20 protein-coding genes are annotated in these 17,942 nt (G+C 64.6%); 11 read left to right on the top strand and 9 right to left on the bottom strand.

The window, feature by feature from the left end; all coding sequences use genetic code 11:
* The 6 genes from tsaD to EN745_RS12595 form a co-directional block, all read left to right on the top strand.
* A partial coding sequence (gene tsaD / locus EN745_RS12620) for a tRNA (adenosine(37)-N6)-threonylcarbamoyltransferase complex transferase subunit TsaD (RefSeq protein WP_127421391.1) occupies window positions 1-865 on the top strand: 865 nt, incomplete at its 5' end.
* Window positions 862-1,881, top strand: coding sequence for an NAD(P)H-dependent glycerol-3-phosphate dehydrogenase (locus EN745_RS12615; RefSeq protein WP_127421390.1), 1,020 nt, complete (start codon window positions 862-864; stop codon window positions 1,879-1,881). The genes tsaD and EN745_RS12615, both read left to right, overlap by 4 nt.
* 19 nt (window positions 1,882-1,900) lie before the next feature.
* Window positions 1,901-2,197 carry a YciI-like protein gene (locus tag EN745_RS12610; RefSeq protein ID WP_126057513.1) on the top strand — a complete coding sequence of 99 codons (297 nt, stop codon included), beginning with the start codon at window positions 1,901-1,903 and terminating at the stop codon, window positions 2,195-2,197.
* A 109-nt stretch (window positions 2,198-2,306) separates the two neighbouring features.
* On the top strand, window positions 2,307-2,732 hold the full coding sequence (locus tag EN745_RS12605) for an EVE domain-containing protein (RefSeq protein ID WP_126057512.1): 426 nt from the start codon (window positions 2,307-2,309) through the stop codon (window positions 2,730-2,732).
* Window positions 2,687-3,385, top strand: a complete 699-nt coding sequence (locus EN745_RS12600; protein WP_189363031.1) for a methyltransferase — start codon at window positions 2,687-2,689, stop codon at window positions 3,383-3,385. The genes EN745_RS12605 and EN745_RS12600 overlap by 46 nt, the downstream gene beginning before the upstream one ends.
* Window positions 3,386-3,466: 81 nt before the next feature.
* Entirely contained in the window at window positions 3,467-3,883 is a 417-nt protein-coding gene (locus EN745_RS12595; protein WP_126057510.1) for a DUF1761 domain-containing protein, read from the top strand.
* Window positions 3,884-4,021: 138 nt separating this feature from the next.
* On the opposite strand, the gene gcvA is transcribed toward EN745_RS12595, so the two are convergent.
* Window positions 4,022-4,942, bottom strand: a complete 921-nt coding sequence (gene gcvA, locus EN745_RS12590) for a transcriptional regulator GcvA (protein WP_126057509.1) — start codon at window positions 4,940-4,942, stop codon at window positions 4,022-4,024.
* Window positions 4,943-5,072: 130 nt separating this feature from the next.
* Here gcvA and EN745_RS12585 point away from each other — a divergent pair, with 130 nt between their 5' ends.
* On the top strand, window positions 5,073-5,327 hold the full coding sequence (locus tag EN745_RS12585) for a hypothetical protein (RefSeq protein WP_126057508.1): 255 nt from the start codon (window positions 5,073-5,075) through the stop codon (window positions 5,325-5,327).
* A gap of 59 nt (window positions 5,328-5,386) precedes the next feature.
* Here the strand turns inward: EN745_RS12585 and EN745_RS12580 are convergent, their stop codons facing one another.
* Complete coding sequence (locus EN745_RS12580) at window positions 5,387-5,923, bottom strand: L,D-transpeptidase (protein ID WP_189347350.1); 537 nt, start codon at window positions 5,921-5,923, stop codon at window positions 5,387-5,389.
* 143 nt (window positions 5,924-6,066) lie between these two features.
* Here EN745_RS12580 and EN745_RS12575 point away from each other — a divergent pair, with 143 nt between their 5' ends.
* From EN745_RS12575 to EN745_RS12565, 3 genes are all read left to right on the top strand, one after another.
* Window positions 6,067-6,750: a response regulator transcription factor gene (locus EN745_RS12575; protein ID WP_126057506.1), complete on the top strand. Its 684-nt coding sequence runs from the start codon at window positions 6,067-6,069 to the stop codon at window positions 6,748-6,750.
* A 224-nt stretch (window positions 6,751-6,974) separates the two neighbouring features.
* Complete coding sequence (locus EN745_RS12570) at window positions 6,975-7,430, top strand: cyclic nucleotide-binding domain-containing protein (RefSeq protein WP_126057505.1); 456 nt, start codon at window positions 6,975-6,977, stop codon at window positions 7,428-7,430.
* Window positions 7,431-7,515: 85 nt separating this feature from the next.
* Window positions 7,516-8,610: a hypothetical protein gene (locus EN745_RS12565; protein WP_189347348.1), complete on the top strand. Its 1,095-nt coding sequence runs from the start codon at window positions 7,516-7,518 to the stop codon at window positions 8,608-8,610.
* Between the two features lie 65 nt (window positions 8,611-8,675).
* Here the strand turns inward: EN745_RS12565 and EN745_RS12560 are convergent, their stop codons facing one another.
* From EN745_RS12560 to tesB, 7 genes are all read right to left on the bottom strand, one after another.
* A complete protein-coding gene (locus EN745_RS12560; protein WP_126057504.1) occupies window positions 8,676-9,482 on the bottom strand; it encodes an exodeoxyribonuclease III in 807 nt (268 codons plus the stop codon).
* Window positions 9,483-9,769: 287 nt separating this feature from the next.
* Window positions 9,770-10,435: an outer membrane lipoprotein carrier protein LolA gene (locus EN745_RS12555; protein ID WP_126057503.1), complete on the bottom strand. Its 666-nt coding sequence runs from the start codon at window positions 10,433-10,435 to the stop codon at window positions 9,770-9,772.
* A 145-nt stretch (window positions 10,436-10,580) separates the two neighbouring features.
* Window positions 10,581-13,244: a DNA translocase FtsK gene (locus tag EN745_RS12550; RefSeq protein WP_126057502.1), complete on the bottom strand. Its 2,664-nt coding sequence runs from the start codon at window positions 13,242-13,244 to the stop codon at window positions 10,581-10,583.
* 486 nt (window positions 13,245-13,730) lie between these two features.
* The gene (locus EN745_RS12545; RefSeq protein WP_126057501.1) at window positions 13,731-14,006 is read right to left on the bottom strand and encodes a hypothetical protein; all 276 of its coding nucleotides are present in this window, start codon (window positions 14,004-14,006) and stop codon (window positions 13,731-13,733) included.
* A 328-nt stretch (window positions 14,007-14,334) separates the two neighbouring features.
* Complete coding sequence (locus tag EN745_RS12540; protein ID WP_126057500.1) at window positions 14,335-15,681, bottom strand: ammonium transporter; 1,347 nt, start codon at window positions 15,679-15,681, stop codon at window positions 14,335-14,337.
* Window positions 15,682-15,712: 31 nt separating this feature from the next.
* On the bottom strand, window positions 15,713-16,051 hold the full coding sequence (locus tag EN745_RS12535) for a P-II family nitrogen regulator (RefSeq protein WP_027169082.1): 339 nt from the start codon (window positions 16,049-16,051) through the stop codon (window positions 15,713-15,715).
* A gap of 257 nt (window positions 16,052-16,308) precedes the next feature.
* The gene (gene tesB / locus EN745_RS12530) at window positions 16,309-17,172 is read right to left on the bottom strand and encodes an acyl-CoA thioesterase II (RefSeq protein WP_126057499.1); all 864 of its coding nucleotides are present in this window, start codon (window positions 17,170-17,172) and stop codon (window positions 16,309-16,311) included.
* 165 nt (window positions 17,173-17,337) lie between these two features.
* On the opposite strand from tesB, the gene EN745_RS12525 reads away from it, so the two are divergent.
* Window positions 17,338-17,942 (top strand): FAD-dependent oxidoreductase (locus tag EN745_RS12525; RefSeq protein WP_127421388.1); only part of this gene is annotated, 605 nt, incomplete at its 3' end.

Genomic DNA, 17,942 nt, shown 5'->3' with positions numbered 1-17,942 from the left:
GGGCGAGGTCGATGCGATCGCCGCGACCGAGGGTCCAGGCCTTGTCGGCGGGCTGATCGTCGGGCTGATGACGGCGAAGGCGATTGCCGCCGCCGCCGACAAGCCGTTGCTCGCCATCAACCATCTCGAAGGCCATGCGCTGACGGCGCGGCTGACCGACGGGCTCGACTTTCCCTACCTGCTGCTCCTGGTGTCCGGCGGCCACACCCAGATCGTCGCCGTGCGCGGCGTCGGCGACTACCAGCGCTGGGCGACGACCATCGACGACGCGCTCGGCGAAGCCTTCGACAAGACGGCCAAGATGCTCGGCCTGCCCTATCCCGGCGGTCCCAACGTCGAGAAGGCGGCGGCGTCGGGCGATGCGAGCCGTTTTGCCTTTCCTCGCCCGATGAAGGGCGCGGCACAGCCGGATTTCTCCTTCTCCGGCCTGAAGACTGCCGTGCGCCAGGCCGCGACCGCCATTGCCCCCTTGAGCGACCGGGATGTCGCCGACATGTGCGCCTCGTTCCAGGCGGCGGTGGCGGATGCGCTGAGCGACCGCGTTTCGCGCGCGCTCTCCCGCTTCCGCCAGGAATTCCCCGATAAGGCGAAGCTGGCGCTGGTCGTCGCCGGCGGGGTCGCCGCCAACCGCACCATCAAGGCGACGCTGGAAACGCTCTGCGCCGAAGCCGGCTTCGACTTCATAGCGCCGCCGCAAAAACTCTGCACCGACAATGCGGCGATGATCGCCTGGGCCGGCATCGAGCGCCTGCGCGCCGGGATGGCGCTGGAGAATGCCGCCGATTTCGTGCCGCGCTCGCGCTGGCCGCTGGACAGCGTCTCCGCCCCAATGGTCGGCTCCGGCCGACGCGGAGCCAAGGCATGACCGAGGTGGTCACCAGCGGCCACGAGGCGCCGAGCGGCTGGCGCGTCGCCGTGCTAGGCGGCGGTGCCTGGGGCACGGCTCTGGCGTTGGCCATGTTGCGCGCCGGTCATTTCGTCCGCCTCTATGCGCGCGACCCGGAAACCGTCGCCGCGATCGATCGCGGCGAGAACCCGCGCTATCTGCCGGGCATCGCTCTGCAGCCTGGCATCGTAGCGACAACCGATATCGAGGCTGCGCTCGACGGCGCCGACTGCGTGCTCGCGGTGACGCCAGCGCAGTCGTTGCGCGGCATGCTGACGGCCGCCAGCGACTATGTGCAATCGGGTGTCCCGCTGGTTCTCTGCGCCAAGGGCATCGAGCGCGACACCGGCGCGCTGCTGTCGGCGATCGTCGAGCAGGCTTTGCCTGGGAATCCGGTTGCCGCCCTGTCCGGCCCGAGCTTCGCCACCGATGTCGCCCGTGGCCTGCCGACGGCCGTGGTAGTCGCCGCCCGCGAGGCGGAGCTGGCAGCCGACCTTGCCGCCCGCTTCTCGGCCGAGAACCTGCGCTGCTATTCAAGCGACGACCTTGTCGGCGTCGAGATCGGCGGCGCGCTGAAGAACGTCTTCGCCATTGCCGCCGGCGCCGTCACCGGCGCGAGGCTCGGCGCCAGCGCGCAAGCCGCCATGGTGACGCGCGGCTTCGTCGAATTGCGCCGCATCGGCGCCGCCTTCGGCGCCCGGCCAGAGACGCTGATGGGGCTTTCCGGTCTCGGCGACCTCCTGCTCACCTGCTCGTCGGCGCAGTCGCGCAATTTCGCCTATGGGCTGGCGCTCGGGCAGGGTAAGCCGCTTGCCGGCCTGCCGCTCGCCGAAGGCGTGCCGACGGCGGCGATCGCCGCCCGCCTCGCCGCAGAGCGCGGCATCGACGCGCCGATCATCACCGCCGTCGCCGCGATTCTCGACGGCACCGTGACCATCGGCCAGGCCGTGACGGCGCTGATGACGCGGCCGCTCAAGACCGAAACCGACATCTGAACCATCGGAGTTTTAGACCATGCTGTTTGCGTTGATTTGCAAGGACAAGCCCGGCAGCCTGCAGTTGCGGGTCGACACGCGGCCGGCGCATGCGGCGTTCCTGGAAGGCCTGATCAGCGAAGGAAAACTTGCCTTTGCCGGGCCCTTCCTCGACGCTGACGGCAAGCCCGACGGCAGTCTGGTCATGATCGAGGCAGCGGATATGACGGCGGCGCAAGCCCTGGCGGCCAGCGATCCCTATGCCAAGGTCGGCCTGTTCGAAAGCGTCGAAATCCGCCCGTGGAACTGGGTCTTCCAGAAGCCCGCCGGTGCTTGATCGTTCGCTTGGCGCGCCCCTCTCCCCGCGAGAACGGGGAAAGGGTAAGGGTAGTGGGAGCGCGAACGCTTCATTGTAGCCAACCGACAATGGCAAGGGGACAACTGAGATGAACTACTGGCTGTTCAAATCCGAACCCTCGGTCTTCTCCTTCGAGGCGCTGAAGGCCAAGGGCAAGGCCGGCACGCAATGGGATGGCGTGCGCAACTATGCGGCGCGCAACAACATGAAGGCGATGAAGATCGGCGATCTCGGCTTCTTCTACCACTCCAATGAAGGGCTCAACATCGTCGGCATCGCCGAGGTCTGCGCGCTCGCCCATCCCGACACCACCAGCGACGACCCGCGCTGGGAATGCGTCGACATCCGCGCCTTCAAGGATGTGCCGACCCCGGTGACGCTTGAGCAGGTCAAGGCCAACCCCAAGCTCGCCGACATGGCGCTCGTGCGGCTCGGGCGGCTTTCCGTGCAGCCGGTGACGCCGGCCGAATGGAAAGAGGTCTGCCGCATGGCCGATCTCTCGCCAGCGCCGTGACCAGGCTGACGCCGAAAAGCGCGAAAAAGTTCATTCTCGACAACACGGCGCTGATGGCGCCGCCGCATGTGCCGGAAGTGCTCCTGCATCTCGCCGACGAGGCGCATGACCTTTGGCTGCGCACGGAAGAGGAACTGGCTGCGATCGGCCTGCCGCCGCCGTTCTGGGCGTTCGCCTGGGCCGGCGGCCAGGGCCTTGCCCGCTACGTGCTCGACCATCCCGAAACCGTTCGCGGCAAGCGGGTGCTCGACTTCGCCTCCGGCTCCGGCCTGGTCGCCATCGCCGCCGCGAAGGCCGGCGCCGCAGCAGTGACCGCCGCCGACATCGATCCGTTCTGCGAGACGGCGATCGCCCTCAACCTCGAGGCCAACCGGGCCGAGGCGGAATTCCTCGGCCAGGACTGCGTCGGCGCCGACATGGGCTGGGATGTCGTGCTGGCCGGCGACGTCTTCTACGACAAGGCCTTCGCCGACAGGCTGCTGCCCTGGTTCCAGGCGCTGACGGCGCGCGGCGCCGACATCCTCGTCGGCGATCCCGGCCGCGCCTACCTGCCGAAGAAGGGGCTGCAATCGCTCGCCGTCTACCAGGTGCCCGTGACGCGCGTGCTGGAGGATGCCGAGGTCAAGCGCACCACCGTCTGGCGCCTTGCTTGACGGCAGCGCCGAACAGGCGTTCCATCGCCGCGATTTCAAAGAGGGTGCATGTTAGAACGACATGCATCGGGAGGGGGTCGAATGGATTTCTCTGCGGTGAACTGGCTGGCGGTGGTCGTTGCCGCCGTGGTGGCGTGGCTGTTCGGCGCCGCCTGGTACACGACGCTCAGCAAGCCGTGGCTCAAGGCGGCTAAGCTCGATCCGGCGACGATGAAACGGTCGCCGCTGTCGTTCATCATCTCCTTCGTCGCCGAGCTGGTCATGGCAATCGTGCTGAGCCTGGTCGTCGGCGCGATGACCGGCGGCGAGCCCAGCCTTGTCGCCGGGCTGATCTTCGGCTTCGTGCTCTGGCTAGGCTTCGTCGCCACCACGCTGTCCGTCAACCACCGCTATGAAGGCTTTGGCTGGGACCTGACGCTGATCGATGCCGGCCATTGGCTGGGCGTGCTGCTCCTCATCGGCGCAGTGATTGGCTGGTTCGGCGCGCCGGCCGGCTAGGGCGAGTTGAGATTCAGGTCAGGACGAGCCAAAAGTGGCGGGTTCAGAGAACCGGAGCGTATTTGAAGTACGTGAGCACCGGAAGCGCAGGAACCCGCCATTTGCAGGCCGGCATCACCTGAATATCAACTCGCTTTCTCAGGTCGGCGTCTTCGCCGCTTCCTCGATAAGCCATTCGCGAAAGGCGGCGACGCGCGCGTCGTCCTTCACGGCCTCCGGATAAACCAGGAAATAGGCGAACTCCGGCGCCACCTTGATGCCGAGCTCGAAGGGTCGCACCAGACGCCCTTGCGAAAGGTCATTGGCAACCATGGCGAAGTCGGCCAGCGCCACCGCGTTGCCGTCGAGCGCCGCCTGCGTGGCATCGGTCGAGGACCCGAATACAAGCGTGCGGCTGTCGTCGAAATCGTCGACGCCGGCCGCATGCATCCACATGCTCCAGTTCGGCCACGTCACGCCCTGGCGCGACCAGTCGATATGCGCGAGCGTGTGGCGAAAGAGGTCGCGCGGCTCGTTGAGCGGTGGGCCGGACGCCAGCAGTGCCGGGCTGCACACCGGGATGATGATGTTGTCGAACAGGCGATGCGCGGCAAGACCGGGATATTTGCCGGCGCCGAAGCGAATGCCGATATCGACATCGTCGCGCTCGAAGTCCCTGACATCATAGGTGATGTCGAAACGCAGCTCGATGCCCGGCTTCCGCTGACGGAAATCGTCCACGCGGCGCATCAGCCACTTCGTCGCGAACTGGGCGTCGAGCGTCACCTTCAGCAGCGCCGTGCCGCGCGTCATCTTGCGGGCCCGCGACACCGCCCGGTTGAGCAGGTCGAGCGCGTCGATCGACGCCTCGAATAGGACGTTTCCGGCCTCCGTCAGCCGGATGGTGCGGCTGGTGCGGATGAACAGCGCAAGGTCGAGCTGGTCCTCGATTTCCTTGATCTGGTGGCTGACCGCCGCCGGCGTCAGGCCGAGCTCGTCGGCCGCGCGGGTGAAATTGAGGTGCCTGGCCGCCGCTTCGAACGTCCTCAGGGCACGCGTTCCGGGCAGCAGGCGGGCCATTCGATCTCCAAATAAAACTTGATGATCAAGCAAGAACTACTCGTTTCCTGTTTATTTTTCAATCCGGCATGATTGCAGCATCGAAGCACTATCAAACCGGATTTGACATCCGGAGAAACCGGATAGAGCCATGACCGAGATCGTTCTGAAGTCCCACGCCGCCCTAAATTCCCGCTCCGGTATCGCAGTCTGGCTGCGCGCCACCCTCGATTGGCTGCGTCAGGCGCGTGTCGCTGCCCAGCTTCCCCTCGAATCCATCGAGGATCTCTCCGACGACCTGCTGCGTGACATCGGCGCCGAGCGCCGGGACGTCGCAAAGGCTGTGGACCGGCAGCTCCGCGAAATCGGGCTGCTCGGCACTGGCTGGCAGCAGCCGAGAAGGTAAGGCAGTAGGGATTAGGCAGTAGGGGAAAGAGGGCATAGCGCCCTACTGCCTAGTCATCCCTACCTCACCACCCTCACCACCGTCCGATCCGAAAGCAGCGGCAACAGCCGCGCCATGGTGCGCGCCGTCACCGCCACGCAGCCTTGTGTCGGTGTGAAGCCGGGCCGCGCCAGATGGAAGAAGATGGCGCTGCCGCGGCCGCGCCGCCGCGGCGCGATGTTCCAGTCGAGCACCAGGCAGGCATCATAGAGCCGGTCATCACGGCGCATCCGCTCGTGGCTGGCGCCATAGGGAATCTTCACCGGGCGATTGTAGTTGCGGTCGTCGGGCACCTCGCACCAGCCGAGATCCGGCCCGATCGGCGCCATCGCAAGCCGCGTCCTGCGGCCGCCGGAAAAATGATCGTCGCGAAAATAGCCCGACAATATGCGCATGGCGCCAAGCGGCGTCGCGCCGTCACCTTCGCGCTTGTTCGCCGAAATGCCCCCGCGTCCCAGCGCGCAGGCGAACACCAGGCTGCCCGCCTGCAGCAGCCCCTGGCTGGGATGGCCGGGCCTGGCGCGCACGCTGAGCACGGCGAGGCCTTTTGGCAAAATTGCGCCGGCTGCATTGCATGGACGTTTTTTCTTGTATGATCGTGTCACGGAACAAATCACTGTGATCGGCTGTTGTGCCGGTCAGCTTCCGCATAAATGGGGGACGGTCAACTGAATATACTTTTTAAACAACGGATTGATCCATGACCTCACGCACCATACTGATCGTTGACGACGATGACGACCTGCGCGGCACGCTCGTCGAGCAACTGGCCCTCTACGAAGAGTTCGACGTCCAGCAGGAAGCGACGGCCGCGAAAGGCGTCGCCGCGGCGCGCGGCGGCCTTGTCGACCTCCTGATCATGGATGTTGGCCTGCCCGACATGGACGGCCGCGAGGCGGTGAAGATCCTGCGCAAGGGCGGCTACAAGGCGCCGATCATCATGCTGACCGGCCACGACACCGATTCCGACACGATCCTCGGCCTCGAGGCCGGCGCCAACGACTATGTGACCAAGCCGTTCCGCTTCGCCGTGCTGCTTGCCCGCATCCGCGCGCAATTGCGCCAGCACGAACAGAGCGAGGACGCCACCTTCTCGGTTGGCCCCTACACCTTCAAGCCCAGCCAGAAGCTCTTGATCGACCAGCGCGGCGCCAAGGTGCGACTGACCGAGAAAGAGGCGTCGATCATCAAATACCTCTATCGCGCCGAACAGAAGGTGGTGACGCGCGACGTGCTTCTGGAAGAAGTCTGGGGCTACAATTCAGGAGTCACCACGCACACGCTGGAAACCCACGTCTACCGGCTGCGCCAGAAGATCGAGCGCGATCCTTCCAATGCCGAAATTCTTGTGACAGAAAGCGGCGGCTACAAGCTGGTTCCTTAAACTTTTCATGATCCAATGAGCGGTCAGGGCGGGGCCGCTTCGGAAGCGATCCTGGTGCTGGAGGGTGGTTGGATCGGCTCCGATGCGCATCGGCCAAAAATCGGAATCGATTTTTGGCGGGCACGATGCGTAGACTCAAAGGATGTTGGAGCGTCCTTTGCGCGTCCAGGAGGACGCCGCGCTCCAAGGGAGGGACTGGACTGACCGCTCGGGGACATAGCTAGATGGCGCTGGATGACGACATCCGCATCCTGTCCGCCGTGAAGCTCTTCGAGGGCTTCACGCAGGAGCAGTTGCGCCTGCTCGCCTTCGGCGCCGAAACCACGCTGTTGCAGGCGGACCACAAGCTCTACCGCGAGGATGACGCGGCTGACTCGGCCTATATCGTGGTCAGCGGCCGCATCGCGCTCTATCGCGAGCAGAATGGCGAGCGCGTCCCGATCGGCACCGCCGGACCCGGCACCATGCTGAGCGAACTGGCGCTGATTGCCGACACCAACCGGCTGACCAGCGCATCGGCCGCGGTCGACTCTGAAGTGATCCGGCTCAGCCGCAAGATGTTCCGCCGCATCCTGGAGGAATATCCGGAGATTGCGGTGCTGTTGCACGAGCGCATCCTGGAGGAATTCCAGCAGATGATCAGGCGCATCGAAAAACTGGGGCCGCGTTTCACGGGGTAGACGAATCGCACCTGGCGTTGATCATCCGGCCCCGAGGGCGAGGTTCCGTTGACAGGCAAAAGGTGAGATCCTACAGGACTCGAGGATGGGCCGCGTAGCAGGAACCGACACCACCGAGCTCCTGGGGGGAGCGGGAATGCCGCCAGCGCGTTACGAGACGATTATCTTGTATTCACGCAAGGACGCGTTCGGCGACGGCTTGCTGCGGATTCCGGCCTTGCGAGCGGCGAGAACGGCATTTCCCGACAGTTTGATCGTGTACGGAACCACCCAGACATGCACGCTCGAAACCGCCGTCAATGACCATGTCCGCCACCTGGTCGATACGATAAGGGCGCAGACGCCCTTGGCGCATCTGGTCGCCAGTCATCGCAAGGGCAAAGGGCAGCTGGCCATTGTCGATTTCCGCATTGTCGCGCCCTGGCTGGTTCAAACCTGGGTATCGCTGCTCGGCCGCGGCATCGTCTACGAAGCAAATTTTCCGGCGTTCGCTCTTTCCTGGCCCCCCGGCCATGGACCCGAAACACGACCAGAGCACAATGCATGGCGCTACCACCGCCTTGTCGAACGCCTGGCGGGAAAGCGGTTGCCTTTTGACCATCGGCTGGAGCCGACTGCGGCCGCGCGTGCGGCGGCCAGGCGCCTGGCCGGCAAGCATGCTCCATTGGTCGTCATCGCGGCCCATGGCGATGGCAACAAACGGATGACAGCGGATCAGGTTGTCGCGATATCCGACAGTATGATCGGCGATGGCGCCAACCTCATCTATGTGAAAACACCGGGCGTCGGCCCAGACATGGCCGAGTTGGCGCAACGCGTGCCGAAATTGCGGCTCGTCGATTCTGGCGCGGCGCAAGATATTCCTGTCAGCGACATCCTGCTGGCGCTCGGGGAACTCGCCGATCTTTACATTGGCGCCGAAGGCGGCACGGCGCATCTCATGGCCACGGTGATGACGCCGATGGTCATCGTCAATAGCGGTGCCAACATGGCTCGCTGGCGACCGCTTTCGAACAGCGTGGACGCGGTGGAAGCGCGCCATGAAAGCCCGACCGGCCTGGTCGCCGATGTCCCGGCGCCGAAAATCATAGAAGCCGCCCGGCGGATGCTGGCGACGCGCCGCCGGGATCACCCCTGTCTGATGGGGCATGCGGACGAACAGGAGGCTCTGCCCGCGTAGGTTCCGGAACGGCGCGCCCAAGAACGTCAGGCCCCGTGTTTGAACCCGTCCGGCTGCGGCGGACTTCAATCCAGATCGAACCGCGCAATCACCGGCACGTGGTCCGACGGCCGCTCCCAGCCGCGCGCCGGGCGCAGGATCTCGTAGCCGGTGAAGCGCTCCACCAGGTTCGGCGAAGACCAGACATGGTCAAGCCGCCGGCCGCGGTCCGACGCTTGCCAGTCCTGCGCGCGGTAGCTCCACCAGGTGTAGAGTTTTTGCTCGGCAGGCACGTTGAGCCGCATCAGGTCGACCCAGTCGCCGGCGCGCCGCATCGCCTCGAAGCTTTCGGTCTCCACCGGCGTGTGGCTGACGACGTTGAGCAGCTGCTTGTGCGACCAGACGTCATGCTCCAGCGGCGCGATGTTGAGGTCGCCGACCAGGATCGAGCCGGACCCGGCGTCGTGCTCGGCCCGTACACCATTCATCTCGGCGACGAAATCCAGCTTGTGCCTGAACTTGCGGTTGATCTCCGGGTCGGGCTCGTCGCCGCCCGCCGGCACATAGAAATTATGCAGCAGGATCGACTTGCCGCTGGCGCTTACCCTGACCGAGAGGTGTCGGCTGTCGTCGATCTCGCAGAAGCGGCGCTTTTCAACCAGCTCGATCGGCCGCCGCGCCACCGTGGCGACGCCGTGATAGCCTTTCTGGCCGTGGAAGGCGATGTGCTCGTAGCCGAGCTTGCGGAAGGCCTTTTCGGGAAAAAGCTCGTCCGGAACCTTCGTCTCCTGCAGACAGAGCACATCGGGCGCGTATTCCAGAAGCAGGCGCTCGACGATCGGCATGCGCAGCCGCACCGAGTTGATGTTCCAGGTGGCGATGGAAAAGGGCATGCGGCGGGGTCCGGCAAGAGGTCGCCGAACTACTGCCAGCCGCCAGCCATAAAAACAAGCCGGCGACAATCGCCGAGGCGCTCGCCGCCCCTCATTGCCCGGCCGGGCATTTCTGCCCGTAAACGGGGAGAAAGAAGCCGGCCGCAGCCTTGGCACTCATTCTGCAACGCTGGAGATTGGCGAAACCGTCGATGACGGCGTCCCTTCTCCCCGTTTACGGGGAGAAGATGGCGGCAGCCGGATGAGGGGCGGCGCCGACGCTCGCAAGAGCACTAAGACGAAGGAAGTTATCTTGTCTTCGTATTCACCTCACGGTTCGCCGTGTAATCTATGGCGAAGGTGTCGGGAGCGAAGCTGACGCCTTCCTTGACGTTGAAGATCATCACCGTCGTGTCCTTGCCCTGGGCGTCGGTGATGGTCCATTGCCGCAGTTCATAGGACTTCGGATCGAACATCATGGTGATCCTGGCATTGCCGAACACCGATTTGTCGGAGAGCTGGATGGTGGTGAGATCGTCCTCTTCCTTGACGCTCTTTACTCGTCCGCCGGAGAGATCGATGCGATTGTCGAGCAAAAGCTTCAGCGGCGTCTTCGACAGCGGATAGAGATCGGAGGTGTTGAGCTTCTTGTTGAGGATGACCACCGACTTGCCGTCGGAGATCACCCGGAAATTCGACGATCCATCATAGTTGAAGCGGATCTTGCCCGGCCGTTCCAGGAAGAACTTGCCGCCGGTCTGCTCGCCCTTCGGTCCGAACTGAACGAACTCGCCGCTCATCGATTTGACCGAGGAGAAGTGGTCGGCGATCTTCTGCGCCGCCGGCGGAATCGCCGCCTGCGCCGACGCCAGGAGCTGGAATCCGGGGACGACATTGACGCTTGCCGCGCCGGCAAGCACGAGGCCGAGGCCAAGCGCCTGGCGGCGGTTCGGGGCGAAAGGTTCGTTTTTCATGCCGGTCACTTTCTGATTCGAATGGTGTCGCAGTCTCTGGACCCCCAGTTGGGCTTAAGTTTGGCGGCTCCAGCGACGCTCCGTCGCCTCAACGCGCCGAAAGGTTCAAGGTTGCCAGCCGGCATCACCTGGATATCGATAGACCCTAGAACTTGTCCTCCTCCGTCGGCACCAGGATCTCGCGTTTTCCGGCATGGTTGGCCGGACCGACAATGCCTTCCTTCTCCATCTTCTCGATGATCGAGGCGGCGCGGTTGTAGCCGATGCCGAGTCGGCGCTGGATGTAGCTGGTCGAGGCCTTGCCGTCGCGCAGCACCACCGCCACCGCCTGGTCGTAGGGGTCGTCGGAATCCTCGAAATTGCCGCCGCCACCGCCGCCGGAACCGCCCTTGCCGGAACCTTCGTCCTCGTCGTCCTCGTCATCATCCTCGGTGATGGCGTCGAGATATTCGGGAACGCCCTGCAGCTTCAGGTGCGCGACGATCCTCTCGACCTCGTCGTCGGACACGAACGGGCCGTGCACGCGCTGGATGCGGCCGCCGCCGGCCATGTAGAGCATGTCGCCCATGCCGAGCAATTGCTCCGCGCCCTGCTCGCCAAGGATGGTGCGGCTGTCGATCTTCGACGTCACCTGGAAGGAGATGCGGGTCGGGAAGTTGGCCTTGATCGTGCCGGTGATGACGTCGACCGAAGGGCGCTGGGTCGCCATGATGACATGGATGCCGGCGGCGCGCGCCATCTGCGCCAGGCGCTGAACCGCACCCTCAATGTCCTTGCCGGCGACCATCATCAGGTCGGCCATTTCGTCGATGATGACGACGATATAGGGCATCGGCTCGAGGTCGAGATCCTCCGTCTCGTAGATCGCCTCGCCGGTCTGGCGATCGAAGCCGGTCTGCACGGTGCGCGAGATCTTCTCGCCCTTCTTCTCCGCCAGCTGGACGCGCGCGTTGAACCCGTCGATGTTGCGCACACCGACCTTGGACATCTTGCGGTAGCGGTCCTCCATCTCGCGCACGGTCCACTTCAGCGCCACCACCGCCTTCTTCGGATCGGTGACGACCGGCGTCAAAAGATGCGGAATGCCGTCATAGACGGAGAGTTCGAGCATCTTCGGATCGATCATGATCAGCCGGCATTCCTGCGGCGTCAGCCGGTAGAGCAGCGACAGGATCATGGTGTTGATGGCGACCGACTTGCCCGAGCCGGTGGTGCCGGCGACCAGAACGTGCGGCATCTTGGCGATGTCGACGATGACGGCCTCGCCATTGATGGTCTTGCCGAGCGCCAGCGCCAGCTTCGCCTTGGTGGTCTCGAAGTCGCGGCTGGCCATGATTTCCCGCAGATACACCGTCTCGCGCTTGGCGTTGGGCAGCTCAATGCCGATGGCGTTGCGGCCGGGCACGACGGCGACGCGGCAGGCGATCGCGCTCATCGAGCGGGCGATGTCGTCGGACAGGCCGATGACGCGAGACGACTTGATGCCGGGCGCCGGCTCGAGCTCGTAGAGTGTGACGACCGGGCCGGGCCGTACATGGATGATCTCGCCCTTGACGCCGAAATCCTCGAGCACGCCTTCCAGGAGCCGCGCATTCTGCTCCAGCGCGTCCTTGGACAGGCTGGCGTCGCGCACCACATTCTTCGGCTCCGACAGGAAATGCAGCGACGGCATCTCGAATTTGTCCGAGCCGATCAGCGAGGTCTGCGCCTCGCGCTGGACGCGCGCGCCCGGCGCCGGACGCGGCGCCGGCGCCTCGACGCGGGTTGCGGCATCGGAACGGAAATTCTGCACCTTCGCCGTCGGCGTGGCGCGGCGCTGGACAGGAGGCTCGTCGGCGAAATCCAAGTCGTCGTCCTCGTCACTGTCGAAGATGTCGTCGTCAGGATCGACCGAGATACTGCGGTCGTTGACCATGGCGGCGAAGAATTCAGGCTCGACGCGGGCGCGGCCGCCCGGGCTCATCCGCGATTCGGCGAACTCGGCTGATTCGACGCGCTCGGCTGCGCGCCGCCAGGCGCTGGCGCGCGGCTCCATCTCCGGCTCGTACTCGCGCTCGTGCTGGCGGCGCGCGGCGCGGCGGTGCATCCAGGCCCTGAACGACAGCCACCAGTGGGTGATGGCGCCGAGTGCCAGGATGCCTTCATCGCCCTCGTCCTCATCCTCGTCGAAGAGCAGGTCGTCCTGCTCGCGCGGCTCGGGCTCGGCGGCGCGCTCCATGACGGCAAAGCCGTTCTTGCGGGAAATCAGCGCCGAGCCGTAGGCAAACAGCCACAATGCCGGCGCGGCAAGGACCACGGCGACGATGCTGGCGAAAAGGCCCTTGGGATAGCCGCCAACGGCGATGCCGGGGATCTTCAGCACCATGTCGCCGAAAACACCGCCAAGGCCCGTCGGCAACGGCCAGGTTTTGGGTGGCGTGACACAGCCGGCGATCGCCGCCGCAAGTAGCGCGAAGCCGAACCAGGCGAGGCCGCGCTTGGGCAGCCGGTCGACGCCGCGCGCGGAAAAGAGCAGGAAGCCCCAAATCACCGCCGGCACCAGGGCCGCGACCGCGGCAAGGCCGAAGAACTGCATGGCAAGATCGGCGAACACCGCCCCCGCATAACCCATCGCGTTGGTGACGATGTTGTCGGTGGCGTGCGAGAAGCTCGGATCGGCGACGTTCCAGGTGGCAAGGCCGGCGACGCCGAAGGCGACGAGCGTGAACAGACCGGCGCCGACCAGCCGCCCAAGCTGACGCCGCGCGAATGCCTGGATGCCGTGCCCCGTATCAGTTAGCGCGAGCGGTGCTGAAGCGCCTGAACGCATGCCTCTTCCCCGTCTGTGAGTGCCTCGCCGGACGCATGACGCACGCCGGCAGATTCGGATGACAGACTATCGGCGGGAAGGTTAAGGGCGCATTAACTATAAGAGGTTGAAGCGGCCTGGGCGCGCATCACCGGCGGTTGAATTGTTGTTGCCGGACACGCGGCTTTCCGCAGCCTGGCCGCGCATGCAAAAAAGCCTCGCGAGCCGGAGCCAGCGAGGCTTTCGTTGTGGAGAGCGAAAGTGGGATTTCACCTTCCATGATCCCGGGGGTTTGGATCGAGGCAAAGGCTAGCCGATGAAAGGTGCCGAACTGAATCACTCTGAATCACATTCGCTTGATGCTCACGTGAGGATCGTCGGTTGTCGCAATGGATAAAGCTTGACGCCGGCTTTATCGGTTCGGGCGACGAAGGCGGGCCGCGCGGCCCGCCATCTCTCATTGGAACAAGGATGCGATCGGGCCCGTCTGGAACCGATCTGTAGCAATCACTTGTGACCGGCGTACATCATCAAGTTGGCGCAGAATTCGGCATGAGGCTTGCTCATCGCCGCGTCCTGGCACTCCTTCATCATCATGTCTTGCTTGTCTTTGGCCGTCGCAGCCCAGGCCGCCTTGAAATCGGCTTCCGGCTTCATGGTTTTCATGCCGGTATCGGTGAAGAATGGCGCCATGTTGTCCGGTTCGTCGAGAGCACCGGCCAATGCGGCGCCGCTGACCATGGAGAGAGCGAGTGCTCCGAGGAAGATGCTCTTGATGTTCATCGGTTGGTTCCTTCCCTGTTGTTAGCGAGCGCCAGAACGGCGGTCGCTACCCCAGTACGGAGCCGGAAGGCCCAATGTTTCTTTCCGCTGGCACATCACGCGACCGTGATCGCGTGAAACGATTCCTCGTTCGCCCAATTGAGGCGCACGATTTTCCAAAAAAGGAGGCCCGGAAGATGTTTCCGGGCCTCAATGCGTGAGCACCTTTCGGAGCGTCACGACGGGATTGTTGAGCAATTCCGGAAAAATGCGTAGCGGCTTCGGTCGGAATTGCGTGAAACGGATCCGCCGCCGGCGGGAGGATGCCGGCGCCGGATGGTCGATAGGCTCACGGCACCACTTCGCCGTGCTGGCTGATGTCGAGGCCTTCGATTTCTTCCTGGCTGCTCGGACGCAGGCCGACCAGGGCCTTGACGATGTAGAGGATCACGAAGGTCGCGATCGCCGTCCACAGGATAGTGAAGACGATGCCGTAGATCTGGGTGCCGACCGAGGCGCCCTTGCCGAGCGCGTTGATCTCGGGATCGGCCAGCGCGCCGGTGAGCAGCGCGCCGATGATGCCGCCGACGCCGTGCACGCCGAAGGCATCGAGCGAGTCGTCATAGCCAAGCATGTGCTTCACCTTGACGGCCGAGATATAGCAGACGACGCCGGCGACGATGCCGATGATGAAGGCGCCGGTCGGGTTGACGAAGCCGGAGGCGGGCGTCACGGCGACCAGGCCGGCGACGGCGCCCGAGATGATGCCGAGCACGCTCGGCTTCTTGGCGATGATCCATTCGGCGAACATCCAGGCGAGCGCCGCTGCGGCGGTGGCGACCTGGGTGTTCAGCATCGCGGCGCCGGCGAGGCCGTCGGCGGCCAGTTCCGAACCGGCGTTGAAGCCGAACCAGCCAACCCACAGCAGCGAAGCGCCGATGACCGAATAGACGAGGTTGTGCGGCGCCATGTTGGCGGTGCCGTAGCCCTCGCGCTTGCCGAGGACGAGGGCGCAGACCAGACCCGCGACACCGGCGTTGATGTGGACGACCGTGCCGCCGGCAAAGTCGAGAACGCCGGCCGAACCGAGGAAGCCGCCGCCCCACACCCAATGGGCGATCGGCGCATAGACGAACACCAGCCACAGGCCCATGAAGATGAGCAGGGCCGAGAATTTCATGCGCTCGGCGAAGGCGCCGGCGATCAGCGCAGGCGTGATGATGGCGAAGGTCAGCTGGAACATCGAGAAGACGAATTCAGGAATGTTCGCCACGCCCGGCAGCCACAGCGTCGCGGTGGTGATGCCGTGGTGGAAGAACTTGGAGAAGCCGCCGACATAGGCATTGGTGCTGCCGCCGTCGGAGAAGGCCAGCGAATAGCCGAACATGAACCACAGCACCGTCACCAGGCAGGTGATGGCGAAGCTCTGCATGATGGTGGCGAGCACGTTCTTCTTGCGCACCATGCCGCCGTAGAACAGCGCCAGGCCCGGGATGGTCATCATCAGCACCAGCGCCGTCGAGGTCAGCATCCAGGCGGTGTTGCCGGTGTCGAGCGTTGGCGCCGGCGTGGCGGGCGCCGCTGCCGGAGCCGCGGCTTCCTGCGCGAAGGCGGCGACCGTGCCCAGGGCCGTCAGGGCGAGCGCGCCGAGAGCAGTCGCGCGCCCCGTCGTCTTAAAGGTGGAAGGAATATTCATTGAACTCTCCGTTGGAATGGGGGATCGCCGCTCAGAGCGCGTCGGTGTCTGTTTCGCCGGTGCGGATGCGCACCGCCTGGTCGATGCCGAAGACGAAGATCTTGCCGTCGCCGATCTGGCCGGTCTTGGCCGCCGACGTAATGGCTTCGACGGCCTTGTCGACCATGTCGGCACCAACCGCGACCTCGATCTTGATTTTGGGCAGGAAGCTGACCGCGTATTCCGCGCCGCGATAGATTTCCGTATGTCCCTTCTGACGCCCGTAGCCTTTGACTTCGGTGACGGTCAGGCCCTGGATGCCGACTGCGGTGAGCGCTTCGCGCACCTCATCGAGCTTGAACGGCTTGATGATTGCCATCACGATTTTCATAAGGTTTCACCCTTTGCTGTTGCGGGTCCCCCGCGTTTGCACACCTTCACCGATCCTCATGAGAGCCGGAAAGTGCGCAACAGGATTCAAGCTCCGTGCCAATTGCCGAAGCAGCCCGTTAACCTGTTGTAAACAAAGGAATTGAGGGGCATTTCCATGCCGACTGTTCAGAGTCGCGGCAGGACAAATGATTAAAAAATAGGCAAATTTTCAAAAATGCCTGTTCAGTGGGCTTGAACCGAAAGTCGGCTATCTGCTCAGCGCTTCAGCCGGATCAGGCCTTCCTGGGCAACCGAGGCGATCAGCGTGCCGTCACGGGCAAACAGCGAGCCGCGCGTGAAGCCGCGCGAGCCCTGCGTGGAGGGGCTGTCCTGCGTGTAGAGGATCCAGTCGTCGAGCGGGTGGCTGCGATGGAACCACATGGCGTGGTCGAGGCTCGCGGCCTGGATGTCGCGGTCGAAGATGGCGCGGCCATGCGCGAAGGTCGAGGTGTCGAGCAGCGTCATGTCGGAGAGATAGGCGAGCACCGCCGCCCGGGTGGCGCGGTCGGCCGGCACCGGGCCGGTGGTGCGGATCCAGATGTTCTGCTTCGGCTCCAGCTTTTCGCGGCTGGTGTAGTGCTTCAGCATCACCGGCTTCATCTCGATCGGCCGGTCGCGGTCCCAGTAGCGCTTTATGCCTTCGGGGACCGCTTCGCCGAACTTGCCGAGCAGTTCGCGCTGGCTGAGCAGATTGTCGGGCGCCGGCACATCCTGCGGCATCGGCACCTGGTGCTCGAGGCCGACCTCGTCCTGCTGGAATGAGGCCTCCAGCGAGAAGATCGCCTGGCCGTGCTGGATCGCCACCACGCGCCGCGTGGTGAAGGAGCCGCCGTCGCGGATGCGGTCGACCTCGTAGATGATCGGCACCTTGGTGTCGCCGGGCCGCATGAAATAGCCGTGCAGCGAATGCACGTGGCGCTCTGGCTCGACCGTGCGCTGGGCGGCGACCAGCGCCTGGGCGATCGTCTGGCCGCCGAAGACCCGCTGCCAGTCGAGCTTGGGGCTGCGACCACGGTACAGATTGTGTTCGAGCTGCTCGAGGTCGAGAATGTCGAGTAGCTCGTCCATGGCCGCCGTCATGTTTCACGCTCCAGCCGCAAAAGATGTTATGGCGGTTTCGGACAGGAAGGGCGGGCAGTCAAGACCGGCGTGGTGCGGCAGGCTGTAGACTAGGCGTGTCGCCCAAAAGTGGCAGCGGTTTTGGGGCAGCGACATGCGTAGACAGAGCCATGAAAGGAATTTGCCATGGTTGACCGTAAGGCAGATGCAGGATCGAGAGCCTCGCTCGACGTGCTGGTCGCCGGCGCCGGCTATGTCGGGCTGGCCAGCGCGGTTTCGCTGAAGCAGGCACGCCCCAGCCTCGCCGTCGCCGTCGTCGACGCGGCGCCCGCCAGCGTCTGGCAAAAGGATGGCCGCGCCTCGGCGATCGCCGCCGCCGCCTGCCGCATGCTGGAGCAACTCGGCGTCTGGAGCGAGATCGCGCCGGAAGCGCAGGCGATCACCGAAATGATCATCACCGATTCGCGCACCGCCGATCCGGTGCGGCCGGTGTTCCTGACCTTTGACGGCGAAGTGGCGCCCGGCGAGCCCTTCGCCCACATGGTCGCCAACAGGGACCTGAACGGCGCGCTGCGCCGGCGCGCCGAAAAACTCGGCATCGACATCATCGAAGGTCTCGCCGTCAGCGCCTTCGAAATCGACGGCGCCGGCATCACCGTGCATCTGGCGGACGGCGCGACCTTGAAGGCGCGACTGCTGGTCGCTGCCGATGGCGTCAACTCGAAGCTGCGCGACATGGCCGGCATCAAGACGGTGAAGTGGGAGTACGGCCAATCCGGCATCGTCTGCAC

Source organism: Mesorhizobium sp. M4A.F.Ca.ET.022.05.2.1 (genome assembly GCF_003998845.1).
Taxonomy (GTDB): domain Bacteria; phylum Pseudomonadota; class Alphaproteobacteria; order Rhizobiales; family Rhizobiaceae; genus Mesorhizobium.
Note: the sequence above shows the minus strand (reverse complement) of the source record. Positions and strands in the feature narration are given on the sequence as shown.

What these genes read in the sequence shown, in the direction of transcription:
- EN745_RS12565 (WP_189347348.1), top strand. Translation starts at nt 7,516, where the DNA reads ATGGGCCGCGTAGCAGGAACCGACACCACCGAGCTCCTGGGGGGAGCG.
- EN745_RS12575 (WP_126057506.1), top strand. Translation starts at nt 6,067, where the DNA reads ATGACCTCACGCACCATACTGATCGTTGACGACGATGACGACCTGCGC.
- gcvA (WP_126057509.1), bottom strand. Translation starts at nt 4,942, where the DNA reads ATGGCCCGCCTGCTGCCCGGAACGCGTGCCCTGAGGACGTTCGAAGCG.
- EN745_RS12550 (WP_126057502.1), bottom strand. Translation starts at nt 13,244, where the DNA reads ATGCGTTCAGGCGCTTCAGCACCGCTCGCGCTAACTGATACGGGGCAC.
- EN745_RS12595 (WP_126057510.1), top strand. Translation starts at nt 3,467, where the DNA reads ATGGATTTCTCTGCGGTGAACTGGCTGGCGGTGGTCGTTGCCGCCGTG.
- EN745_RS12535 (WP_027169082.1), bottom strand. Translation starts at nt 16,051, where the DNA reads ATGAAAATCGTGATGGCAATCATCAAGCCGTTCAAGCTCGATGAGGTG.
- EN745_RS12555 (WP_126057503.1), bottom strand. Translation starts at nt 10,435, where the DNA reads ATGAAAAACGAACCTTTCGCCCCGAACCGCCGCCAGGCGCTTGGCCTC.
- EN745_RS12585 (WP_126057508.1), top strand. Translation starts at nt 5,073, where the DNA reads ATGACCGAGATCGTTCTGAAGTCCCACGCCGCCCTAAATTCCCGCTCC.
- EN745_RS12545 (WP_126057501.1), bottom strand. Translation starts at nt 14,006, where the DNA reads ATGAACATCAAGAGCATCTTCCTCGGAGCACTCGCTCTCTCCATGGTC.
- EN745_RS12600 (WP_189363031.1), top strand. Translation starts at nt 2,687, where the DNA reads ATGGAAAGAGGTCTGCCGCATGGCCGATCTCTCGCCAGCGCCGTGACC.
- EN745_RS12570 (WP_126057505.1), top strand. Translation starts at nt 6,975, where the DNA reads ATGGCGCTGGATGACGACATCCGCATCCTGTCCGCCGTGAAGCTCTTC.
- EN745_RS12540 (WP_126057500.1), bottom strand. Translation starts at nt 15,681, where the DNA reads ATGAATATTCCTTCCACCTTTAAGACGACGGGGCGCGCGACTGCTCTC.
- tesB (WP_126057499.1), bottom strand. Translation starts at nt 17,172, where the DNA reads ATGACGGCGGCCATGGACGAGCTACTCGACATTCTCGACCTCGAGCAG.
- EN745_RS12615 (WP_127421390.1), top strand. Translation starts at nt 862, where the DNA reads ATGACCGAGGTGGTCACCAGCGGCCACGAGGCGCCGAGCGGCTGGCGC.
- EN745_RS12560 (WP_126057504.1), bottom strand. Translation starts at nt 9,482, where the DNA reads ATGCCCTTTTCCATCGCCACCTGGAACATCAACTCGGTGCGGCTGCGC.
- EN745_RS12610 (WP_126057513.1), top strand. Translation starts at nt 1,901, where the DNA reads ATGCTGTTTGCGTTGATTTGCAAGGACAAGCCCGGCAGCCTGCAGTTG.
- EN745_RS12605 (WP_126057512.1), top strand. Translation starts at nt 2,307, where the DNA reads ATGAACTACTGGCTGTTCAAATCCGAACCCTCGGTCTTCTCCTTCGAG.